The following is a 17,399-nucleotide window of genomic DNA, read 5'->3' as shown; positions in this document are numbered from 1 at the left end:
GTTGTATGACAAGTTCAGAACTTATCCGATGAGTGGCGAGGAGTCCAGAGCGTGCCCGATTCCGAGGTGGTCCAGCAGGTCGTCCGGCGGCAGGTCCCCCGATGGCGCGATCTCGCGCCTTTCCTGCGGCCGCGCCCCTTCCGATGGCGGGCGGCCGACCGCCGGCTGGCCCGCTGTCTCAGCGTCGACGATCTGGAGCTGGCCGCCCGGCGCCGAGTGCCGACCGCGGTCTGGGACTACGTCTACGGCGGCTCGGACGGCGAGCACGCGATGCGCCGGAACCGGGCGGCCTTCGACCGCGTGGAGCTGCGGCCCACGGCCTTCAGCCAGGTGGGCGAGCCGGAGGTGCGTACCTCGATCCTCGGGCGGCCCGCGGCGGCGCCCATCGTGCTCGCGCCGACCGGCTATACCCGGCTCAGCCACCACACCGGGGAGCGGGCGGTCGCCGCGGCGGCGGCCGCGGCGGGGCTGCCCTACACGCTCTCGACGTACGCGACGACCTCGATCACCGACGTCGCGGACGCGGCGCCGCAGGGCCGCAACTGGTTCCAGGTCTATCTGATGAAGGACCGGGCGGTGACGCTCGAGCACCTCGCCGAGGCGGCCTCGCAGGGCTACGAGGCGCTGATGCTGACCATCGACACGACCGTGACCGGGATGAAGCGCAAGGACAAGCTCAACGGGTTCGCGATCCCGCCCCAGCTGAGCCTGCGTACGTTCGCGGGCATGGCCCGCCATCCCGGCTGGGTCGCCGACATCCTCACCACCGAGCCGCTGCGGTTCGCGACGTTCCCCGAGGGGTCGCACCACGGTCGCTGGGGTATGTCCAACGAGCTGCGCGAGCAGGCGATCCGGCCCACCGACATCGGCTGGCTCAAGGAACACTGGGACGGCCCGGTCGTGGTCAAGGGCGTGCTCTCGGTCGCCGACGCGGTGGCGTGCGTGGACGCGGGCGCCGACGCGGTGGTGCTCTCCAACCACGGCGGCCGCCAGCTCGACCGGGCACCGGTGCCGCTGGAGCTGCTGCCGGCGGTGGTCGACGCGGTCGGCGACCGGACCGAGGTCTACGTCGACTCCGGCGTCCGCTCCGGTGGCGACATCGCGGCCGCGCTCGGTCTCGGCGCCCGTGGCGTGGTGATCGGCCGGCCCTACCTCTACGGCCTGATGGTCGCCGGGCAACAGGGCGTCGACGCCACCCTGAGCCTGTTGGTCGAGGAGCTGCGACGGGCGATGTGTCTGCTCGGCACCCCCGACATCGCCACGATCGGCCCCGAGCACGTACGCCTGCGGTCGGCATGACCGCGCCCCACCTTCCCCGCTCTCCGAAGGAGAACCCCGTGACCGACCTCATCCACGACCTGCGCGCCGCACTCGGCGATAACGCGGTGCTGACCGATCCGGCCGACATGGCGGCGTACGTCACCGACTGGACCGGCAGCTTCACCGGCACCGCCCTCGCGGTGGTGCGCCCGGGCTCGACTGCCGAGGTGGCGACGGCGGTCCGGCTGTGCGCGGAGGCGGGCGTCGGTGTCGTCCCGCAGGGCGGCAACACCGGCCTCGTCGGCGGTGGCGTACCGGACTCCGGCGGCGACCAGGTCGTGCTCTCGCTCGGCCGGATGCGGCGGGTCCGCGAGGTCGACCCGGTCGCCGACACGCTCGTCGTCGAGGCCGGAACGCCCTTGGCGACCGTGCAGGAGGCCGCCGCGGCCGCCGGGCGGCTCTTCCCGCTCTCGCTCGGCTCGGAGGGCTCGTGCACCATCGGCGGCACGATCGCGACCAACGCCGGCGGCACCGCGGTGCTGCGCTACGGGATGATGCGCGAGCTGGTGCTCGGGCTCGAGGTGGTGCTCCCCGACGGCCGCGTCTGGGACGGGCTGCGACCGCTGCGCAAGGACAACACCGGCTACGACCTCAAGCAGCTCTTCATCGGCTCGGAGGGCACTCTCGGCGTGGTCACCGCGGCCGTGCTGCGGCTGCTGCCCGCGACGCCGCGCCGGGCGACGGCCTTCGTGGCACTGGAATCGGTCGAGGCGGCGACCGAGCTGCTTCCTCTGCTCCGCGAGCACGGTGGCGGGCAGCTGACCACCTGGGAGCTCCTCGGCCGCCAGGCCGTCGACCTGGTCCTCGCCCACCTGCCGGGCGTGCGCGACCCGTTCGGGGACCGGCACGAGTGGTACGGGCTCGTCGAGCTCGCCGGCACCTCCGCCGACGTCGACGAGCGGCTCGAGTCGGCCCTCGGCGCCGCTGCCGAGCAGGGGCTGCTCGTCGATGCCGTGATCGCCGGCAGCCCCGCCCAGCGCGAGTCGCTCTGGGCGCTGCGCGAAGGGGTCTCCGAGGCCCAGAAGAGCGAGGGGGCGACCCTCAAGCACGACGTCACCCTGCCGATCACGGACCTACCCCGGTTCGTCTCCGAGGTCGGCCCGGCGTTGCTCGCCGCGCTGCCGGGGCTGCGGCTGGTGACGTACGGACACATCGGGGACGGCAACCTGCACTACAACATCTCCGCCCCGGTCGGCGACGACGCGGCGCTACGCGCTCGGGCGAGCGCGCTGACCCGGATCGTCTATGACGCCGTCACGGCGCTCGGCGGCAGCATCTCCGCCGAGCACGGGATCGGTGCGCTCAAGAGGGATGCCGCCGCTGCGTACAAGACGGGTGTCGAGGTCGACCTCCTGCGAGCCGTGAAGCAGGCGATCGACCCCGACGGGGTCATGAACCCTCGCAAGGTGCTGTGATGAGTCGTCCGGTCTCCAGGATCTGCCTGAAGCAGAACCGCTTGCCGCGTAGCGCTCGCGGGTGATTGCGTGTCCGCATGCGAATCCTGGTGCTCGGCGGCACGGTCTTCCTCTCCCGCGCAGTGGCGGAGTCGGCAGTACGCAGCGGTCACGAGGTGGTCTGCGCGGCGCGCGGGTGGTCGGGAACCGTCCCGGCGGGCGCGGAGCTGGTGCCGTGGGACCGCACCGAGACACCTCCCTCCGCCCTGACGACTGCGAAGTTCGACGCGGTCGTCGACGTGGCCAGGATCCCCTCGTGGGTTCGCTCCGCCGTCGCCGCCTTCAGCGAGGCCCACTGGGTCTTCGTCTCGACCATCAGTGTGTACGCCGACCACGGCACCCCCGGCGGCACTCCGGACTCGCTCCCTGTCCTCGCTCCGGCGACGGACGACATCGAGGACGACGACCCCGATGCGTACGGCTCGATGAAGGTCGCCTGCGAGGAGCTCGTCCGCGCGGGTGCAGCCTCAGCCACCGTCGTTCGCCCCGGCCTGATCGTGGGCCCGGGGGACCCCAGCGGCCGGTTCTCCTACTGGCCGCGGCGCCTGAACGCCGGCGGCGAGATCCTCGCTCCCGGCTCGCCCGAGGACAGCACCCAGGTCATCGACGTACGCGACCTGGCGGACTGGATCCTCCACTGCGCCACCGCCCGGGTGGACGGCACCTTCGACGCCACCGGTCCGTCGATGCCGATCAGCACCTTGTTGGCCGAGACCGCGAGCGGCGTCGGCACCGTCCCGACCTGGAGCTGGCTCCCCCAGGACTTCCTCCAGGCCAACGACGTCGACCCCTGGTCGGGCCCCGGCTCGATCCCGCTGTGGCTCCCCCGCCCCGAGTACGACGGGATGCTCGCCCACGACACCACCCCGGCCACGGCAGCCGGCCTCACCACCCGCCCGATCGCCGAGACCGCCCGCGACACCCTCGCCTGGCTGCGGGCCTCCCCCGATGCGTACGTCACCGGCATGTCGCCCACCCGCGAGGCCGAGCTCCTCGACCTATGGCGTCAGAGGCCCTGAGCGACCCGGTAGAACACCTGGTTCCAGCGCACCTGGTCGGCGAAGCCGCGGCGGGTGGTGGACTCGTCGATGACCAGCAGCTCGGTGCGGGCGATGTTGGCGAAGACCTCGAAGGCCTCGATCCCGGCGGCGGTCGACATCACCGTGTGGTGCGCGCCGCCGGCGGTCAGCCAGGCCTCGGCCGAGGTCGCGAAGTCGGGGCGCGGGGCCCAGACGGCACGCGCTACCGGCAGGTTGGGAAGCGCCTGCGTCGGGGGGACCACGTCGACCACGTTGGCGGTCAGCCGGAAGCGGTCGCGCATGTCGGCCAGCGAGACGACCACGGCGCCCTCGGTGGTGTCGGCGTCGAAGACCATCCGGACCGGGTCCTCGCGGTCGCCGATGCCGAGCGGGTGGATCTCGACGCGCGGGGTGGAGGTGGTCAGCGAGGGGCAGACCTCGAGCATGTGGGCGCCGAGGACGACCTCCGCACCCGGGGTGAGGTCGTAGGTGTAGTCCTCCATCAGGGAGGCGCCACCGGGCAGCCCCTCGCCCATGACCTTCGCGGCCCGCACCAGGACCGCGGTCTTCCAGTCGCCCTCGGCACCGAAGCCGTAGCCCTTGCTCATCAGCCGCTGCACGGCGATGCCGGGGAGCTGACGCAGGCCGCCGAGGTCCTCGAAGTTGGTGGTGAACGCCTTCGCGTCGCGCTCCGCCAGGAACGCCTCCATGGCGATCTCCTGGCGGGCGGCGTAGCGCAGCGAGTCGTGGCGCTCGCCGCCTCGGCGGAGCTCGGGAACGACGTCGTAGAGGTCCTCGTACTCGGCGACCAGCGCGTCCACGGCCGCCTCGTCGACGGCCTCGACGGCCGCCACCAGGTCGTTGACGCCCCAGGTGTTGACCGAGACGCCGAAGCGGAGCTCGGCCTCGGTCTTGTCGCCCTCGGTGACCGCGACGTTGCGCATGTTGTCGCCGAAACGAACGAGGTTGAGGCCGTGGGTGGCGGCCCAGCCGGCGGCACCGCGGACCCAGGTGCCGACACGGCGGGTGACCGCCGGGTTGGAGACGTGGCCGACGACGGTGGTGCGGGCGACGCCGAGGCGGGTGGCGATGTAGGCGTACTCCCGGTCGCCGTGGGCGGCCTGGTTGAGGTTCATGAAGTCCATGTCGATCTCCGACCAGGGGAGCTCGACGTTGGCCTGGGTGTGCAGGTGCAGCAGCGGCTTCTGCAGGGTGTCGAGACCGGCGATCCACATCTTGGCCGGGCTGAAGGTGTGCATCCAGGTGATCACGCCGAGGACGTTGTCGTCGGAGTTGGCCTCGAGCATCGCCCGGCGGATGGCCGCTGAGTCCTTCAGGACGGGCTTCCACACGACCTTCGCCGGTACGTCGCCGGAGGCGTCCAGGGCGTGGGCGACCTCCTGGGACTGCTCGGCGACCTGGCGAAGGGTCTCCTCGCCGTAGAGGTCCTGGCTTCCGGTGAAGAACCAGACCTCGCGGTCCGCGTAGGGCTTGCTCATGTGTGGGGGTCCTTCCGATGCTGGATGTGGTTCGGGGGCGGCGCAGCTCAGTGCTGGCCGTAGACGTTCTGGTAGCGGTCGTAGAGCGCGTCGACGTGGCCCTGGTCGATCGGGAGCGGCTGGCCGAGCTGGCGGGCGATGTGCACCGTGCGGGCGACCTCCTCGCACATCACCGCGGCCTTGACCGCGGCGCGACCGTCCTTGCCGATGGTGAAGGGACCGTGGTTCCGCATCAGCACCGCGGGGCTGCGCGACTCGCGCAGCGTCTCGACGATGCCGTGCCCGATCGAGTCGTCGCCGATGATCGCGAACGGGCCGACCGGGATCGGTCCGCCGAACTCGTCGGCCATCATCGTGAGCACACAGGGGATCTCCTCCCCGCGGGCGGCCCAGGCGGTGGCGTAGGTGGAGTGGGTGTGGACCACCCCACCGACCTCGGGCATGTTGGCATAGACGTACGCATGGGCAGCCGTGTCCGAGGACGGCGACCGCTCGCCCTCGACGAGGTTGCCGGCCAGGTCGCACACAACCATCGCTTCGGCGGTGATGTCCTCGTAGGCGACGCCGGAGGGCTTGATGACCAGCAGGTCCTCGCCGTCCGGGTTGGGCACCCGCTCGGAGACGTTGCCGGCGGTCCACACGACCAGCTCCCAGCGGGGCAGCTCGGCGTGCAGCGCGGCGACGCGCTCCTTGGCTGCGTCGACGGCTGCGCGAAGAGCGGTGGGTACGCCGATCATCACTGGTCTCCTTCTGCGGTGTTGTCTGCGGTGGCGGGGGCGAGCGCGGCCACGGCGGCGCGCTCGATGTCCAGGCCGGCCTCGTAGCGCTCGAGGTAGGTCCGGAACCCGGCGAGGTCGGCGGCGTCGGGTTCGACGACCTCGAGGTCGATGTCGCCGAAGACGCGCTCGGCGAGGTAGGCGCTCAGGCTCGGCTCGTTCCCGTCCGCCGTCGCCCGGGCGTACGCGGCGAGGACCGCGATCCCCCAGGCACCGCCCTCGCCGGCGGTGCGACCGACCGCGACCGGGGCACCGATCGCCGCGGCGAGCAGCCGCTGGGCGACGCCCGCGGTGCGGAACAGGCCACCGTGGGCGAACATCGCGTCGATCTCGACGCCCTGGTCGGCGAGGACGCGCATGCCGAGCGCGAGGGTGCCGAAGACGCCGTAGACCTGGGCGCGCGCGAACCCGGCGAGGTCGAGGCGGCTGCCGGGGGTGCGTACGAACAGCGGGCGGCCCTCGTCGAGGCCGGTGATCGGCTCGCCGGCCAGGTAGTTGAAGGCCAGCAGGCCGCCGCCGTCGGGCGAGCCCTTCAGTGCCGCGGTGAGTAGGGCCCCGAAGACGGCGTCGGGCTCGCAGGGGTGACCGAGCGCGGCCGCGAACTCACCGAAGACCCCGGCCCAGGCGTCGAGCTCGCTGGCGCCGTTGTTGCAGTGCACCATCGCGACCGGGTCGCCGGCCGGGGTGGTGACGATGTCGATCGCGTGGTGGACGGTGGCCAGCGGGTTCTCGAGGACGACCATCGCGAAGATCGAGGTGCCGGCGCTGACGTTCCCGGTGCGCTTGGCGACCGAGTTGGTGGCGACCATCCCGGTGCCGGCGTCGCCCTCGGGCGGACACAGCGGGACACCGGGCCGGAGCGTGCTGGTGGGATCGAGCAGCGCAGCGCCCTCGGGGGTGAGGCGACCGGCGTCGGCGCCTGCCGGGAGGACCTGCGGGAGCAGCCCCTCGACCCGCAGACCGGGGCGCTTGGCGGCGGCCAGGTGACCGAGCTGCTCGAGCATCCGCTGGTCGTAGGTTCCGGTGGCCGGGTCGATGGGGAAGACGCCGGAGGCGTCGCCGACGCCGAGCACATGGCGTCCGGTGAGCGCGCGGTGGACGTAGCCCGCGAGCGTGGTCAGCGAGGCGATCTTCGGCAGGTGGGGCTCGTCGTCGAGGATCGCCTGGTAGAGATGGGCGACCGACCAGCGCAACGGGATGTTGGTGCCGAAGATCTCCGACAGCTCGGCGGCGGCGACGGCGGTGTTGGTGTTGCGCCAGGTACGGAAGGGCACCAGCAGCTCGCCGGCCTCGTCGAAGGCGAGGTAGCCGTGCATCATCGCCGAGACCCCGATCGACCCGAAGGTGTCCGGGCGACGGCCGTAGCGGCGCTCGACCTCGTCACCGAGGGCGGCGACCGCGCCCTGCACGCCCGCCCAGACCGCTTCGAGCGAGTAGGTCCACAGGCCGTCGACGAGCTCGTTCTCCCACAGATGGGAGCCGGTGGCGACGGTCGCGTGGTCGGGCCCGATCAGGCACGCCTTGATGGTGGTGGAGCCCAGCTCGATGCCGAGCGCGGTCTCTCCGAGGTCAGGCAGGCGGCCTGTTCGCTGCGTCATCACGGCTCCGTTTCTGCCCGACGGCTCGGGGTGGGGTTCGAGGCGATGTGAACGCTAACATATGACGAGCGGGTTACCGCTGGGTTCCCCGCAGACCCTGGTCGAGGCGTCAGCCCCGTCGGCCGAGTTGGCACCGTCGCGCCGTCTCGGCCGACCTGAGTGACGTCTCGATCGACCTAACCGACAGCTCGACCGACGTACGTGACGACTCGGCCGACCCAATCGACGACTCGGCCGACCTGACTGACGACTCGGCCGACCTGACTGACGACTCGACCGACGTACGTGACGACTCGGCCGACCCAGCTGACGTCTCGGCCGGCGTACGTGACGCCTCGGCTGTTAGCTGGGGTTCTCGGCAGCGGAGGCCCGGACGACCAGCTCCGGCTCGAGCAGAGCGGGGGTTTCGACGGTCCCCTCGGCGATGGCTTTCGTGGCCACCTCGACCGCGAGCTCGCCGAGCGAGGCGAAGTCCTGGCGGACCGTGGTCAGCGGGGGCCAGAGGTAGGCGGCGTCCGGGACGTCGTCGAAGCCGACGACGCTCACGTCCTGGGGTACCCGGCGGCCGGCCTCGTGCAGCGCGCGGATCACCCCGAGGGCCATCGAGTCGTTGGCGGCGAAGACCGCGGTGACCGAGGGGTCCCTGGCGATCACGGCCCCGGCCTCGTAGCCGCTCCTGCTCGACCAGTCACCGAAGATCTCGGGGCCCGGTTGCGCGCCGGCCTCCCGGAGCGCGGCCAGCCACCCCTCCCGGCGCTGCCGGGCGTCGATCCAGCCGACCGGACCGGCGACGTGGGCGATGTTGCGGTGGCCGAGGTCGAGCAGGTACTGCGTGGCCAGCACGGCGCCGGCGTGCTGGTCGATCCCGACCGAGCGCACCCCCGCCGGCGGGTCGCTGTGGATCATCACGACCTCGACCACGGACGCGAGCTGGCCGACCAGGTCCTCGAACGACTGGTGCGAGACGCCGAGGAGCACGGCCTCGACCGCGTCGTCGAGGAGCGCCTCGATCGCCCGCTCCGCCGAGGTCGCCTCGAGGTGTGGCACCGGGCTCAGGATGACGTCGTAACCGGCCTTCTGACCGGCCTGGTGCACCGAGGCGGCCAGCGTGCCCGGCCCGTAGAGGTGCGGCTGGGAGTAGAGCAGACCCAGGCGTCCGGAGCGCCGCGTCACCAGCGCCCGCGCCGACTTGTTGCGTCGATAGCCCATCTCGTCGATCGCCGCCAGCACCCGGTCGCGGGTCTCGCCGCGTACGGCGTCGGAGCCGTTGACCACCCGGGACACGGTCTGGTGGGAGACCCCTGCCCGGGCCGCGACATCTGCCATGCTCGGCGCGTTCTTCGACTCAGGCGGGACCATGCTGTGATCCTAAGAGGCATCCGCGCCCCCGTCTCGCAGCGGCCTGCCGCCAACGCCGACTCCGCACCGGATCTTGTGTCGAGTGACTAGCCTCACCTGACGTGCCTCAACTCATTCGTTCCACGGTCCGAACGGCGGCCCGCTTCGCGGCCGGGGCCCTGCTGGTCAACGCGATCCCGCACACGGTCAAGGGCGTGACCGGGCAGCGGTTCCCGACGCCGTTCGCGAACCCGCCCGGCGTCGGCCCCTCCTCCCCCACCGAGAACGTCGCCTGGGGAGCCGTCAACCTCGCCGCCGGCAGCGCGCTGCTCGCGGCCGGCTCCCGTACGAAAGGCTCCAAGGTCCCGCAGGTGGTCGGCGGCGCTCTGATGGCGGTCTTCCTCTCCCGCTACTTCGACGACGTGGAGGCCAGGCTGGGATCGAGAGACCCTGGATAGAACCTCGACGTCCTCGGAGGATGGATCCGACCCCGGATCCACCAACGAGGAGCAGACCGATGCCCCGTCGACCCATCGACATCACGATCCCCGACCTGTCCGGCAAGCGAGCCCTGGTGACGGGGGCCAGCGACGGGATGGGGCTGGTGATGGCGACGCGGCTGGCGGCCGCGGGGGCGGAGGTGGTGCTGCCCGTACGCAACCCGAGCAAGGGTGAGAAGGCGCTGGCCACGATCCGCGGGCACGTCCCGGAGGCCAGGATCTCGCTGCGCGACCTAGACCTCTCCTCGCTGTCCTCGGTGGCGGCGCTCGCCGAGACGCTGCTGGGCGAGGACCAGCCGTTCCACCTGATGATCAACAACGCCGGCGTGATGACGCCGCCGGAGAGGCAGACGACCGCCGACGGGTTCGAGCTCCAGCTCGGCACCAACCATCTCGGCCACTTCGCCCTCGTCGCCCGGACCCTGCCGCTGCTGCGAGCCGGGCGCGCCCGGGTGACGTCCCAGGTGAGCGTGGCCGCGCGGCGCGGGAACGTGAACTGGGAGGACCCCAGCTGGGAGGACGGCTACGACGACATGAGGGCCTACAGCCAGTCCAAGATCGCCGTCGGCCTGTTCGGGCTGGAGCTGGACCGACGCAGCCGCGCCGGCGACTGGGGAATCACCAGCAACCTCTCCCACCCCGGCGTCGCCCCGACCAACCTGCTGGCCGCACGACCCGAGATCGGACGTACGACCGACACCCTCTCCGTACGCATGATCCGCTGGCTCTCCGCCCGCGGGATCCTCCTGGGCACCCCCGAGACCGCCGCCCTTCCCGCACTGCTGGCCGCGACCTCGCCCGAGGCGACCGGTGGCCGGATGTACGGCCCCAGCGGGCCCGGGCACCTCGGTGGCCCGCCCGCCGAGCAGGCGCTCTACCGGCCGCTGCGCAGTCCCGAGGACGCGGCAAGGCTCTGGGAGGTCTCCGAGAGACTCACCAGGACCGCGCTCCCGACCAGCTGACCGGCGTACGTCTCCGGCATGGTTGACTCGGCGCGTGAGCACGCGACCGCGCAACCGGCGCCAGCTGATCGTCGAGGCGGCGGGCAAGGTCTTCAGCGAGCGCGGCTACCACGCCGCGTCGATGGAGCAGATCGCCGCTGACGTCGGGATCACGGCGGCGGCCCTCTACCGGCACTTCCCTGGCAAGTACGACCTGTTCCGTGACTGCGCGAACCTGCTCATCGACCACCTGCTCGAGGCCGTGTCCGACCTCCCCGACGACGCGGATCTCGAGCGGGTGCTGCGTACGATCGCCGAGCTCACCGTCGACCATCGCAGCTACGGCGGCATCTACCGCTGGGAGTCGCGCTATCTGGGCGCCGAGGACCTCGGCGAGATCCGGGTCAAGGTCGACCGGGTCGTACGGCGAGTCGTGGCGGCAGCCGGCGGAGGCCCGAACCCGTCCGCCGACGACCGGCTCCGGGCCGTCGCGGCACTGGGAGCGATCGGCTCGATCACCACCCATCACGCCACCATGGCCAGGCGCCGACTGGTCGGCCTGCTGACCGAGGTCGCGCTCCGGGTCATCGGCACCGATGTCGGGTCGCTCCCGCGGACCGACCCGACGCGGGCGGAACCGGTCGAGGAACCGCCGGCCTCCCGCACCCGCAGCGCCGAGATCCTCGCCGCCGCGATCCCGCTCTTCGCGCGCGACGGCTTCGCGAACGTCACCCTCGGACACATCGCCGAGGTCGTCGGAGTGGCGCCGTCGGCGCTCTACCGGCACTACCCGAGCAAGGTCGACATCCTCGCGGCGGCGTGCCTGCAGGCGGCGACGATGCTCGACCAGTCGGTCCGCGAGGCCCTGCGCGATCCGGGTGACGCGACCGGCGCGGTCGCGGCCCTGGCTCGGGCGTACGTCGGCTACAGCTTCCGTCACCACCTGCTCACCCAGGTCGGCACGGCCGAGATCGCCGGGCTCCCCGAGCCGCTGCGTACGCAGCTGATCCGGGCCCAGCGTGAGCACGTCGCCCTCTGGGAGGACCACCTGGTCGCCGCGCGGGACGACCTGGACCCGCGCGCGGCGAGGGTCGAGGTCCATGCCGGACTCGGCGTGGTCGCCGAGTCCGGCCGGCTGCTCCACTGGCAGGACGGCAACGAGGAGAGGGTCACCGCCCTCCTGATGCACGCGCTCGGCCTCTGAGACCTCAGGAAGGACGGTTCATGTCGGGGATCTCGATCGGGGTGGTCTGGCCCGACTCACCGCCGTTGAGGAAGGCCATCGCGAGCGCCCTGACGAACTGGTCGAACATGTAGTAGGAGCCCGGCAGGACGTTGATCGTGCCCTCACGGAACGCGATGTAGGCGGGCCAGGCGGTCTTGATCAGCGCGGCCGAGACGTAGTCGCGACGCAGGCCCAGCCAGTTGGAGACCTGGTCGCCGAGCGTGTAGCGGACGAACTCGTTGAGGAACCCACGGGTGACGCCCAGGTCGACCTGGGCGGTCAGGCCGAGAAGCGTCTCGGCGAGGCTGTTGCCTTCCGCGGTGGGCGCGAGGATCGGGGTGAGCACCTGCGCCGCCTGAGCGTGCGCATCCGCCCAGGTCTGCGGGATGAACCGGTCCTGGACGCCGAGCAGCGAGATGGCGACCTGCCAGGAGTGCAGGAACGCCTCCTCCTCGGCGGCGGTCATCGGGATGCGCCACTCCTTGAACTTCTTGTGCACGAAGGTGCCGAGGCTGTGGAAGGTGACCAGGATGTCGCCGTTGCTGATCGGGATCTGGTCGTTCTCGGTGGCGCCCTCGCGCCACTGCGGAAGCTGCGGCAGCAGGTGGCGTACGGCTGCGTGCACCATCCGGGTCTTGTTGGCCGTGACGATGAACTGACCCTGAGGCTCGAAGGCGTGCAGCTGCGCCAAGTCGTAGCCGAAGGTGAAGGTCTTGGCGGCGCGGTCCTGCATGTCGGCGCCACCCTTGGACCAGTAGACCGACTTGGCCTCGCGCGGGATGACGGTGCTCATGATCCCGCTGCCGACGCTGTAGAGCGCGAACAGGTAGGTGTCCTTGCGGCGGTTGAAGTCCGCGGCCAGCGTCAGCTTGTCCATGTCGGCCCACTCGGGCAGCTGGTTGACGTCCTGCAGGTAGGCGGTGAGGTCCGCGGGCAGGCCGGTCGGCAACGGGTCGCTGTTGTCGACCCACGGGCGGATCGCGGTGTTGACCGCGGACACCTGACCGTTGTCGAGCACCGACTTCATGATCGCGTCGATCCGGTCGTCCCAGACCCACTGCGGGTCGGCATACGTGGCCGAGCCGGCGATCGACCCTGTCGACGCCCAGCTCCACGACGGAGCGACGCCTTCGGCCACACCCACGAAACCGAGCGCTGCACCCAGCGAGATGAACCCTCTACGACTGAGATCTCCCATTGACTTACCTTCCACCTTTGGAGGGATTCGCTCGGCCTTTAGGGGTCGACGCGAATGTGATTCCTGATTAACATACGGCCAGTGACGGACGTCACGCAATGGCTCTCGTCCCCTCATCGCGACGGCCGGGCAAATTTGTGAACCAAGATTAGAAATGGGCTGCCATGACGACCAGAGAAGACCACGCCGAACCTGTCACCGGGTCGGTGTTCCGGCCCGAGTGGCTGACCGAACCCGTCCTCGACGACCTGCGCGCCCGGGTCTGCAGCGGTGCCGGCGAACCATCGCCCGACGTGGTCGCCCTGGCGCCCTATGACCTGCTGCCGACCGCCTCGGTGCCGAGCTCGTCGGTCCTCGACGTCACCGAGGCCGTCTCCCGCGGGCGGGTCGCGCAGCGGTCGTGGGCCGGCCTGGCGCTGTCCCGGCGGTGCCAGGTCGTGATCGCCTTCCACGACCTCCTCGTCGAGCGTCAGGACCAGGTCCTGGACCTGATCCAGTGGGAGACCGGCAAGTCCCGCTTCCATGCCTGGCAGGAGATCGCCCAGGTCGCCACGATCGCGCGACACTACGCCCGTCGCGCGCGCCGCTACCTCGCCGACAACCGGGTACGCGGCATGGTCCCGCTGCTGACGAAGGTGACCGAGGTGCGCGTCCCCAAGGGCGTCGTCGGGATCATCTCGCCGTGGAACTACCCGCTCTACCTCGGCGTCGGCGACGTGCTCCCGGCGCTCCTGGCCGGCAACGCGGTCGTCTCCAAGGCGGACCCGCAGACCTCGCTCACCATGCTGTGGACCCACGCCCTGCTGGCCGAGGCGGGGCTGCCCGCCGACGTGTGGCAGATCGTCGTCGGCGAGGGCGTGCCGGTCGGCACGGCGCTGGTCGAGGAGGCCGACTTCGTCTGCTTCACCGGGTCCACCGCGACCGGGCGGACCGTCGCCGAGCAGGCCGGGCGCCGGCTGGTCGGGGCCTCGCTCGAGCTGGGCGGCAAGAATCCGCTCATCGTGCGCGCGGATGCCGACGTCGACAAGGCCGTGGCCGGGGCGGTCGCGGCCGCGTACGCCAACACGGGGCAGATGTGCATCAGCATCGAGCGGATCTACGTGCACGAGTCGGTCTATGAGTCCTTCCGCGACGGCTTCGTCGCGGCGACCTCGGAGCAGCGGATCGGGCAGGCCCTCGACTTCTCCGTCGAACTCGGACCGCTGATCTCGCAACGTCAGCTCGACGCGGTCACCGCCCACGTGGAGGATGCCGTGGCCCACGGCGCGACCGTGCTCACCGGCGGAAAGGTCCGGCCCGATCTGGGGCCGCTCTGCTTCGAGCCGACGGTCCTGGAGGGGGTCACCCCGGAGATGCGCGTCTATGCCGAGGAGACCTTCGGTCCGGTCGTCGCGCTCTATCCGTTCCGTACCGACGAGGAGGCGATCGCGCTCGCCAACGAAGGCTGTTACGGCCTGTCGGCCTCGATCTGGTCCCGCGACACCTCTGCGGCAGCCCGGATGGCGCCGCAGATCCGCGCCGGGTCCGTCAACGTCAACGACGGCGCCGCGGCCGCGGCCGGCAGCATCGAGGCCGGGATGGGCGGCATGGGCGAGAGCGGCCTCGGCCGCCGCCACGGAGCCGAGGGCATCCGGAAGTTCACCGAGTCGCAGACGGTCGCGATCCAGCGGGTGATCCCGCTCGGCGCCGCGCCCGGCAAGGCCGAGTCCTTCGTCGAGTCGACCAACAAGCAGCTGACGCTCATGCGCAAGATCGGAGTCCGATGATGGTGACCCTGCAGACAGCCGTACGTTTCAACGAGCTCCGCGCGGTCGAGGGCCTCGTCGACCCGGCCGAGCTCGACAAGGTCTGGGCGGGCCTCGACACCGTCGCCGCCTCGGCGATCCTCGGCTCCTGGCGCGGCTTCGCGTTCTCGACCGGGCACCCGATCGAGAAGACGCTGGCCACGAGCAGCTGGCACGGCAAGCGGTTCGACGCCCTGGACGACGCCAAGCCCCTCATCTGCCGGGCCGAGGACGGCTCTCTCTACTCCGACCTCAAGTCCGGTCGGGGCGAGGCGAGCCTGTGGAACGTCGAGTTCCGTGGCGAGGTCACCGCGACCATGGTCTACGACGGGATGCCGGTCCTCGACCACTTCAAGCGCGTCGACGGCGACACCCTGATGGGGATCATGAACGGCAAGCCGTCCGTGGTGCTCGACCCGGCCGGGCGGCACTTCTACTTCGGGCTGGAGCGCGCATGAGCGCGCGCGGGACGACCGCCCAGGTGCTGCTCACCCACGGCGTCGACACCCCGGCCGAGCTGGTGGCCGCACGGCTGGATGCGCCTCGCGACGACGAGGTGCTCGTCCGGATCGAGGCGGTCGGCCTGTGCCACACCGACCTCGCCACCCGGGCTGCGCTCGGCACCACTCCAGCCGTGCTCGGGCACGAGGGGTGCGGCATCGTCGAGCAGGTCGGCTCGTCGGTCGCCGAGGTCGCCGGCGTCCGCGTCGGCGAGCGCGTGGTGCTCTCCTTCCGCTCCTGCGGCTCCTGCGAGCGCTGCCTCGGTGGCGCTCCGGCCTACTGCGAGCAGTCCCAGCGCCTCAACAACGCCGGGCGCCGCCCCGACGGCAGCGCCACGGTCACCGTGGACGGCCACCCGGTCTTCGCCTCGTTCTTCGGGCAGTCGTCGTTCGCGAGCCACGCGCTCGTGGCGGCCAGTGCCTGCGTACCCGTCGGGGACGTGGCACCCGAGGTCGCGGCCCCGCTCGGCTGTGGCTTCCTGACCGGTGCGGGCGCGGTGCTCAACGTGCTCCGGCCCGGCGCCGGCGACCGGCTGCTGGTCGTCGGAGCCGGTGGTGTGGGCGCAGCGGCCGTGCTCACGGCACGTTCCGAAGGCGTCGAGGTGATCGTCGTGGAGCCGTTGGCCTCCCGGCGCGAGCTGGTCGGGTCGTTCGGCGCCAAGGCCTATGAGTCCTTCGACGAGCTGGCCGATCCCGGGATCAGCCACGCCCTCGACACCTCGGGCCGCCCCGAGGTGGTCGACCGCGTCCTCGGCCTCCTGGACCCGCTCGGCACCCTGGCCGTGGTCGGTCTGGGCCGGGCGCGAGCCGAGATCGACGTACGCCGCCTCATGCTGCGCGGACTCACCCTCCGCGGCTGCGTGGAGGGTGACGCGGTGCCCGGCGAGCTCATCCCCGACCTGCTCCGCCGCCACGCCGCCGGCACCCTCCCGCTCGACCGCCTGGTCACCACCTTCCCCCTCGCGGAGTGGGATGCCGCGGTCGCCGAGCAACGCGCCGGGAGGGTGCTCAAGCCCGTTATGCTGCCCTGATTCTCGGGCGTGGCCCGGAGCCACGAAACGGACCCACGGAACGGAGCCATGGATGCGCGTGCTGTTGTCCACGTACGGGTCGCGGGGAGACGTCGAGCCGATGGTGGCGCTCGCGGTCGAGCTGCGGCGCAGGGGCGCGGAGGTCAGCATGTGCGCGCCGCCGGACGGGGAGTTCGTCGACCTGCTGGAGCGGGAAGGTGTGGCGCACGTGCCGTTCCTGAAGCCGTGGCGGTCGTGGGAGCGGCCGCCGACGGCCGAGGAGCGTCATCAGCGGGTGACCGACTTCATCACGGCGCAGTACGACACGGTGGCCGAGGCCGCTGAGGGCTGTGACGTGGTCGTGGCCACCGCGATGTCGCAGTTCGTCGCGCCCTCGGTCGCCGAGAGGCTGGGCGTCCCCTACCACTACGTCCTGTTCTGCCCCGACGTCGTCGGCGGCCTGGACGGGCGCGGCTTCACCGAGCTGTTCAAGGAGCCGCTCGACGCTCACCGGGCCTCGATCGGGCTCTCGCCGGTCGAGGATGTCAGCGAGTTCATGTTCACCACGCACCCGCTCCTCGCGGCCGATCCGGTCCTCGGTCCGTGGCACGGAACCTCCCGCTTCGAGGTGACCCAGACCGGCGCCTGGACGCTCTCGGACGACCGCCCGCTCCCCGAGGATCTGACGGGGTTCCTCGACGACGGCGCGGAGCCCGTCTATGTCGGATTCGGCAGCATGCGCACGGTCGGCGAGGAGGGCGTACGCGTCGCGATCGAGGCCATCCGCGCCCACGGCCGGCGCGTGGTCATCGGGCGCGGCTGGGCGGGACTGGACGTCATCGACGGTCGTGACGACTGCTTCGTCATCGGCGAGGTCAACCACCAGCGCCTCTTCGGCCGGGTCGCCGCCGTCGTCCACCACGGTGGCGCGGGCACCACGACCACGGCCTACCGGGCCGGTGCCCCGCAGGTGGTGGTGCCGCAGGCCGGCGACCAGGCGTACTGGTCCGGGCGGGTCGCCGAGCTCGGCCTCGGGATCGCTCACGACGGCGCCGCACCGACGCTCGAGTCGCTCACCACCGCTCTCGGCGCCGCCCTGACGCCCGAGGTCCGCGCGCGGACGACCGCGATGGCCGCCGAGGCACAGGTCGACGGAGCCGCGAGGGCCGCGGAGCTGCTGCTCAGCGGCGCGGCCTGACCCTCGACGACCGAGTACGTGCGCGGATCGGCCGGGCGG

15 protein-coding genes are annotated in these 17,399 nt (G+C 71.6%); 10 read left to right on the top strand and 5 right to left on the bottom strand.

The window, feature by feature from the left end:
* The first annotated feature begins 51 nt into the window (after positions 1-51).
* From BLT25_RS16915 to BLT25_RS16905, 3 genes are all read left to right on the top strand, one after another.
* Positions 52-1,299 carry an alpha-hydroxy acid oxidase gene (locus tag BLT25_RS16915; protein WP_091048226.1) on the top strand — a complete coding sequence of 416 codons (1,248 nt, stop codon included), beginning with the start codon at positions 52-54 and terminating at the stop codon, positions 1,297-1,299.
* Positions 1,300-1,337: 38 nt separating this feature from the next.
* Positions 1,338-2,735, top strand: a complete 1,398-nt coding sequence (locus tag BLT25_RS16910) for an FAD-binding oxidoreductase (RefSeq protein ID WP_091048224.1) — start codon at positions 1,338-1,340, stop codon at positions 2,733-2,735.
* A gap of 77 nt (positions 2,736-2,812) precedes the next feature.
* Complete coding sequence (locus BLT25_RS16905) at positions 2,813-3,793, top strand: NAD-dependent epimerase/dehydratase family protein (protein WP_091048222.1); 981 nt, start codon at positions 2,813-2,815, stop codon at positions 3,791-3,793.
* Here the strand turns inward: BLT25_RS16905 and araA are convergent.
* The 4 genes from araA to BLT25_RS16885 all read right to left on the bottom strand — a co-directional run bounded on the left by araA (position 3,781) and on the right by BLT25_RS16885 (position 9,025).
* Complete coding sequence (gene araA, locus BLT25_RS16900) at positions 3,781-5,292, bottom strand: L-arabinose isomerase (protein ID WP_091048219.1); 1,512 nt, start codon at positions 5,290-5,292, stop codon at positions 3,781-3,783. The two genes, BLT25_RS16905 and araA, sit on opposite strands and share 13 nt — an antisense overlap.
* A gap of 47 nt (positions 5,293-5,339) precedes the next feature.
* On the bottom strand, positions 5,340-6,029 hold the full coding sequence (locus BLT25_RS16895; protein ID WP_091048216.1) for an L-ribulose-5-phosphate 4-epimerase: 690 nt from the start codon (positions 6,027-6,029) through the stop codon (positions 5,340-5,342).
* Complete coding sequence (locus tag BLT25_RS16890) at positions 6,029-7,666, bottom strand: xylulokinase (RefSeq protein WP_091048213.1); 1,638 nt, start codon at positions 7,664-7,666, stop codon at positions 6,029-6,031. Before BLT25_RS16890 ends, BLT25_RS16895 begins: the two co-directional genes overlap by 1 nt.
* A 342-nt stretch (positions 7,667-8,008) precedes the next feature.
* Positions 8,009-9,025 (bottom strand): LacI family DNA-binding transcriptional regulator, encoded by a 1,017-nt coding sequence (locus BLT25_RS16885; protein ID WP_091048210.1) that lies wholly within the window; start codon positions 9,023-9,025, stop codon positions 8,009-8,011.
* A gap of 101 nt (positions 9,026-9,126) precedes the next feature.
* Here BLT25_RS16885 and BLT25_RS16880 point away from each other — a divergent pair, with 101 nt between their 5' ends.
* The 3 genes from BLT25_RS16880 to BLT25_RS16870 are packed head-to-tail and all read left to right on the top strand — an operon-like array spanning position 9,127 to position 11,649.
* A complete protein-coding gene (locus tag BLT25_RS16880) occupies positions 9,127-9,462 on the top strand; it encodes a hypothetical protein (RefSeq protein ID WP_218131386.1) in 336 nt (111 codons plus the stop codon).
* 59 nt (positions 9,463-9,521) lie between these two features.
* Complete coding sequence (locus BLT25_RS16875) at positions 9,522-10,466, top strand: SDR family oxidoreductase (RefSeq protein WP_091048209.1); 945 nt, start codon at positions 9,522-9,524, stop codon at positions 10,464-10,466.
* Positions 10,467-10,500: 34 nt separating this feature from the next.
* Complete coding sequence (locus BLT25_RS16870) at positions 10,501-11,649, top strand: TetR/AcrR family transcriptional regulator (protein WP_218131385.1); 1,149 nt, start codon at positions 10,501-10,503, stop codon at positions 11,647-11,649.
* Between the two features lie 4 nt (positions 11,650-11,653).
* Here BLT25_RS16870 and BLT25_RS16865 read toward each other — a convergent pair whose 3' ends face one another.
* Entirely contained in the window at positions 11,654-12,868 is a 1,215-nt protein-coding gene (locus BLT25_RS16865; protein WP_091048205.1) for an oxygenase MpaB family protein, read from the bottom strand.
* A 164-nt stretch (positions 12,869-13,032) separates the two neighbouring features.
* Between BLT25_RS16865 and BLT25_RS16860 the strand changes: the two genes are divergently transcribed.
* The 4 genes from BLT25_RS16860 to BLT25_RS16845 are packed head-to-tail and all read left to right on the top strand — an operon-like array spanning position 13,033 to position 17,360.
* Positions 13,033-14,634 carry a succinic semialdehyde dehydrogenase gene (locus BLT25_RS16860; protein WP_091048203.1) on the top strand — a complete coding sequence of 534 codons (1,602 nt, stop codon included), beginning with the start codon at positions 13,033-13,035 and terminating at the stop codon, positions 14,632-14,634.
* Between the two features lie 2 nt (positions 14,635-14,636).
* Positions 14,637-15,110: a DUF4334 domain-containing protein gene (locus tag BLT25_RS16855; RefSeq protein WP_218131384.1), complete on the top strand. Its 474-nt coding sequence runs from the start codon at positions 14,637-14,639 to the stop codon at positions 15,108-15,110.
* Entirely contained in the window at positions 15,107-16,183 is a 1,077-nt protein-coding gene (locus BLT25_RS16850) for an alcohol dehydrogenase catalytic domain-containing protein (protein ID WP_091048198.1), read from the top strand. The genes BLT25_RS16855 and BLT25_RS16850 overlap by 4 nt, the downstream gene beginning before the upstream one ends.
* Before the next feature lie 52 nt (positions 16,184-16,235).
* Positions 16,236-17,360: a glycosyltransferase gene (locus BLT25_RS16845; protein ID WP_091048196.1), complete on the top strand. Its 1,125-nt coding sequence runs from the start codon at positions 16,236-16,238 to the stop codon at positions 17,358-17,360.
* The last annotated feature ends 39 nt before the right edge of the window (positions 17,361-17,399 follow it).

Origin of the sequence: Nocardioides sp. YR527 (assembly GCF_900101045.1) — a bacterium.
GTDB lineage: Bacteria > Actinomycetota > Actinomycetes > Propionibacteriales > Nocardioidaceae > Nocardioides.
The sequence above is the reverse complement of the archived record's forward strand: the minus strand, read 5'-3'. Positions and strand labels throughout refer to the sequence as shown.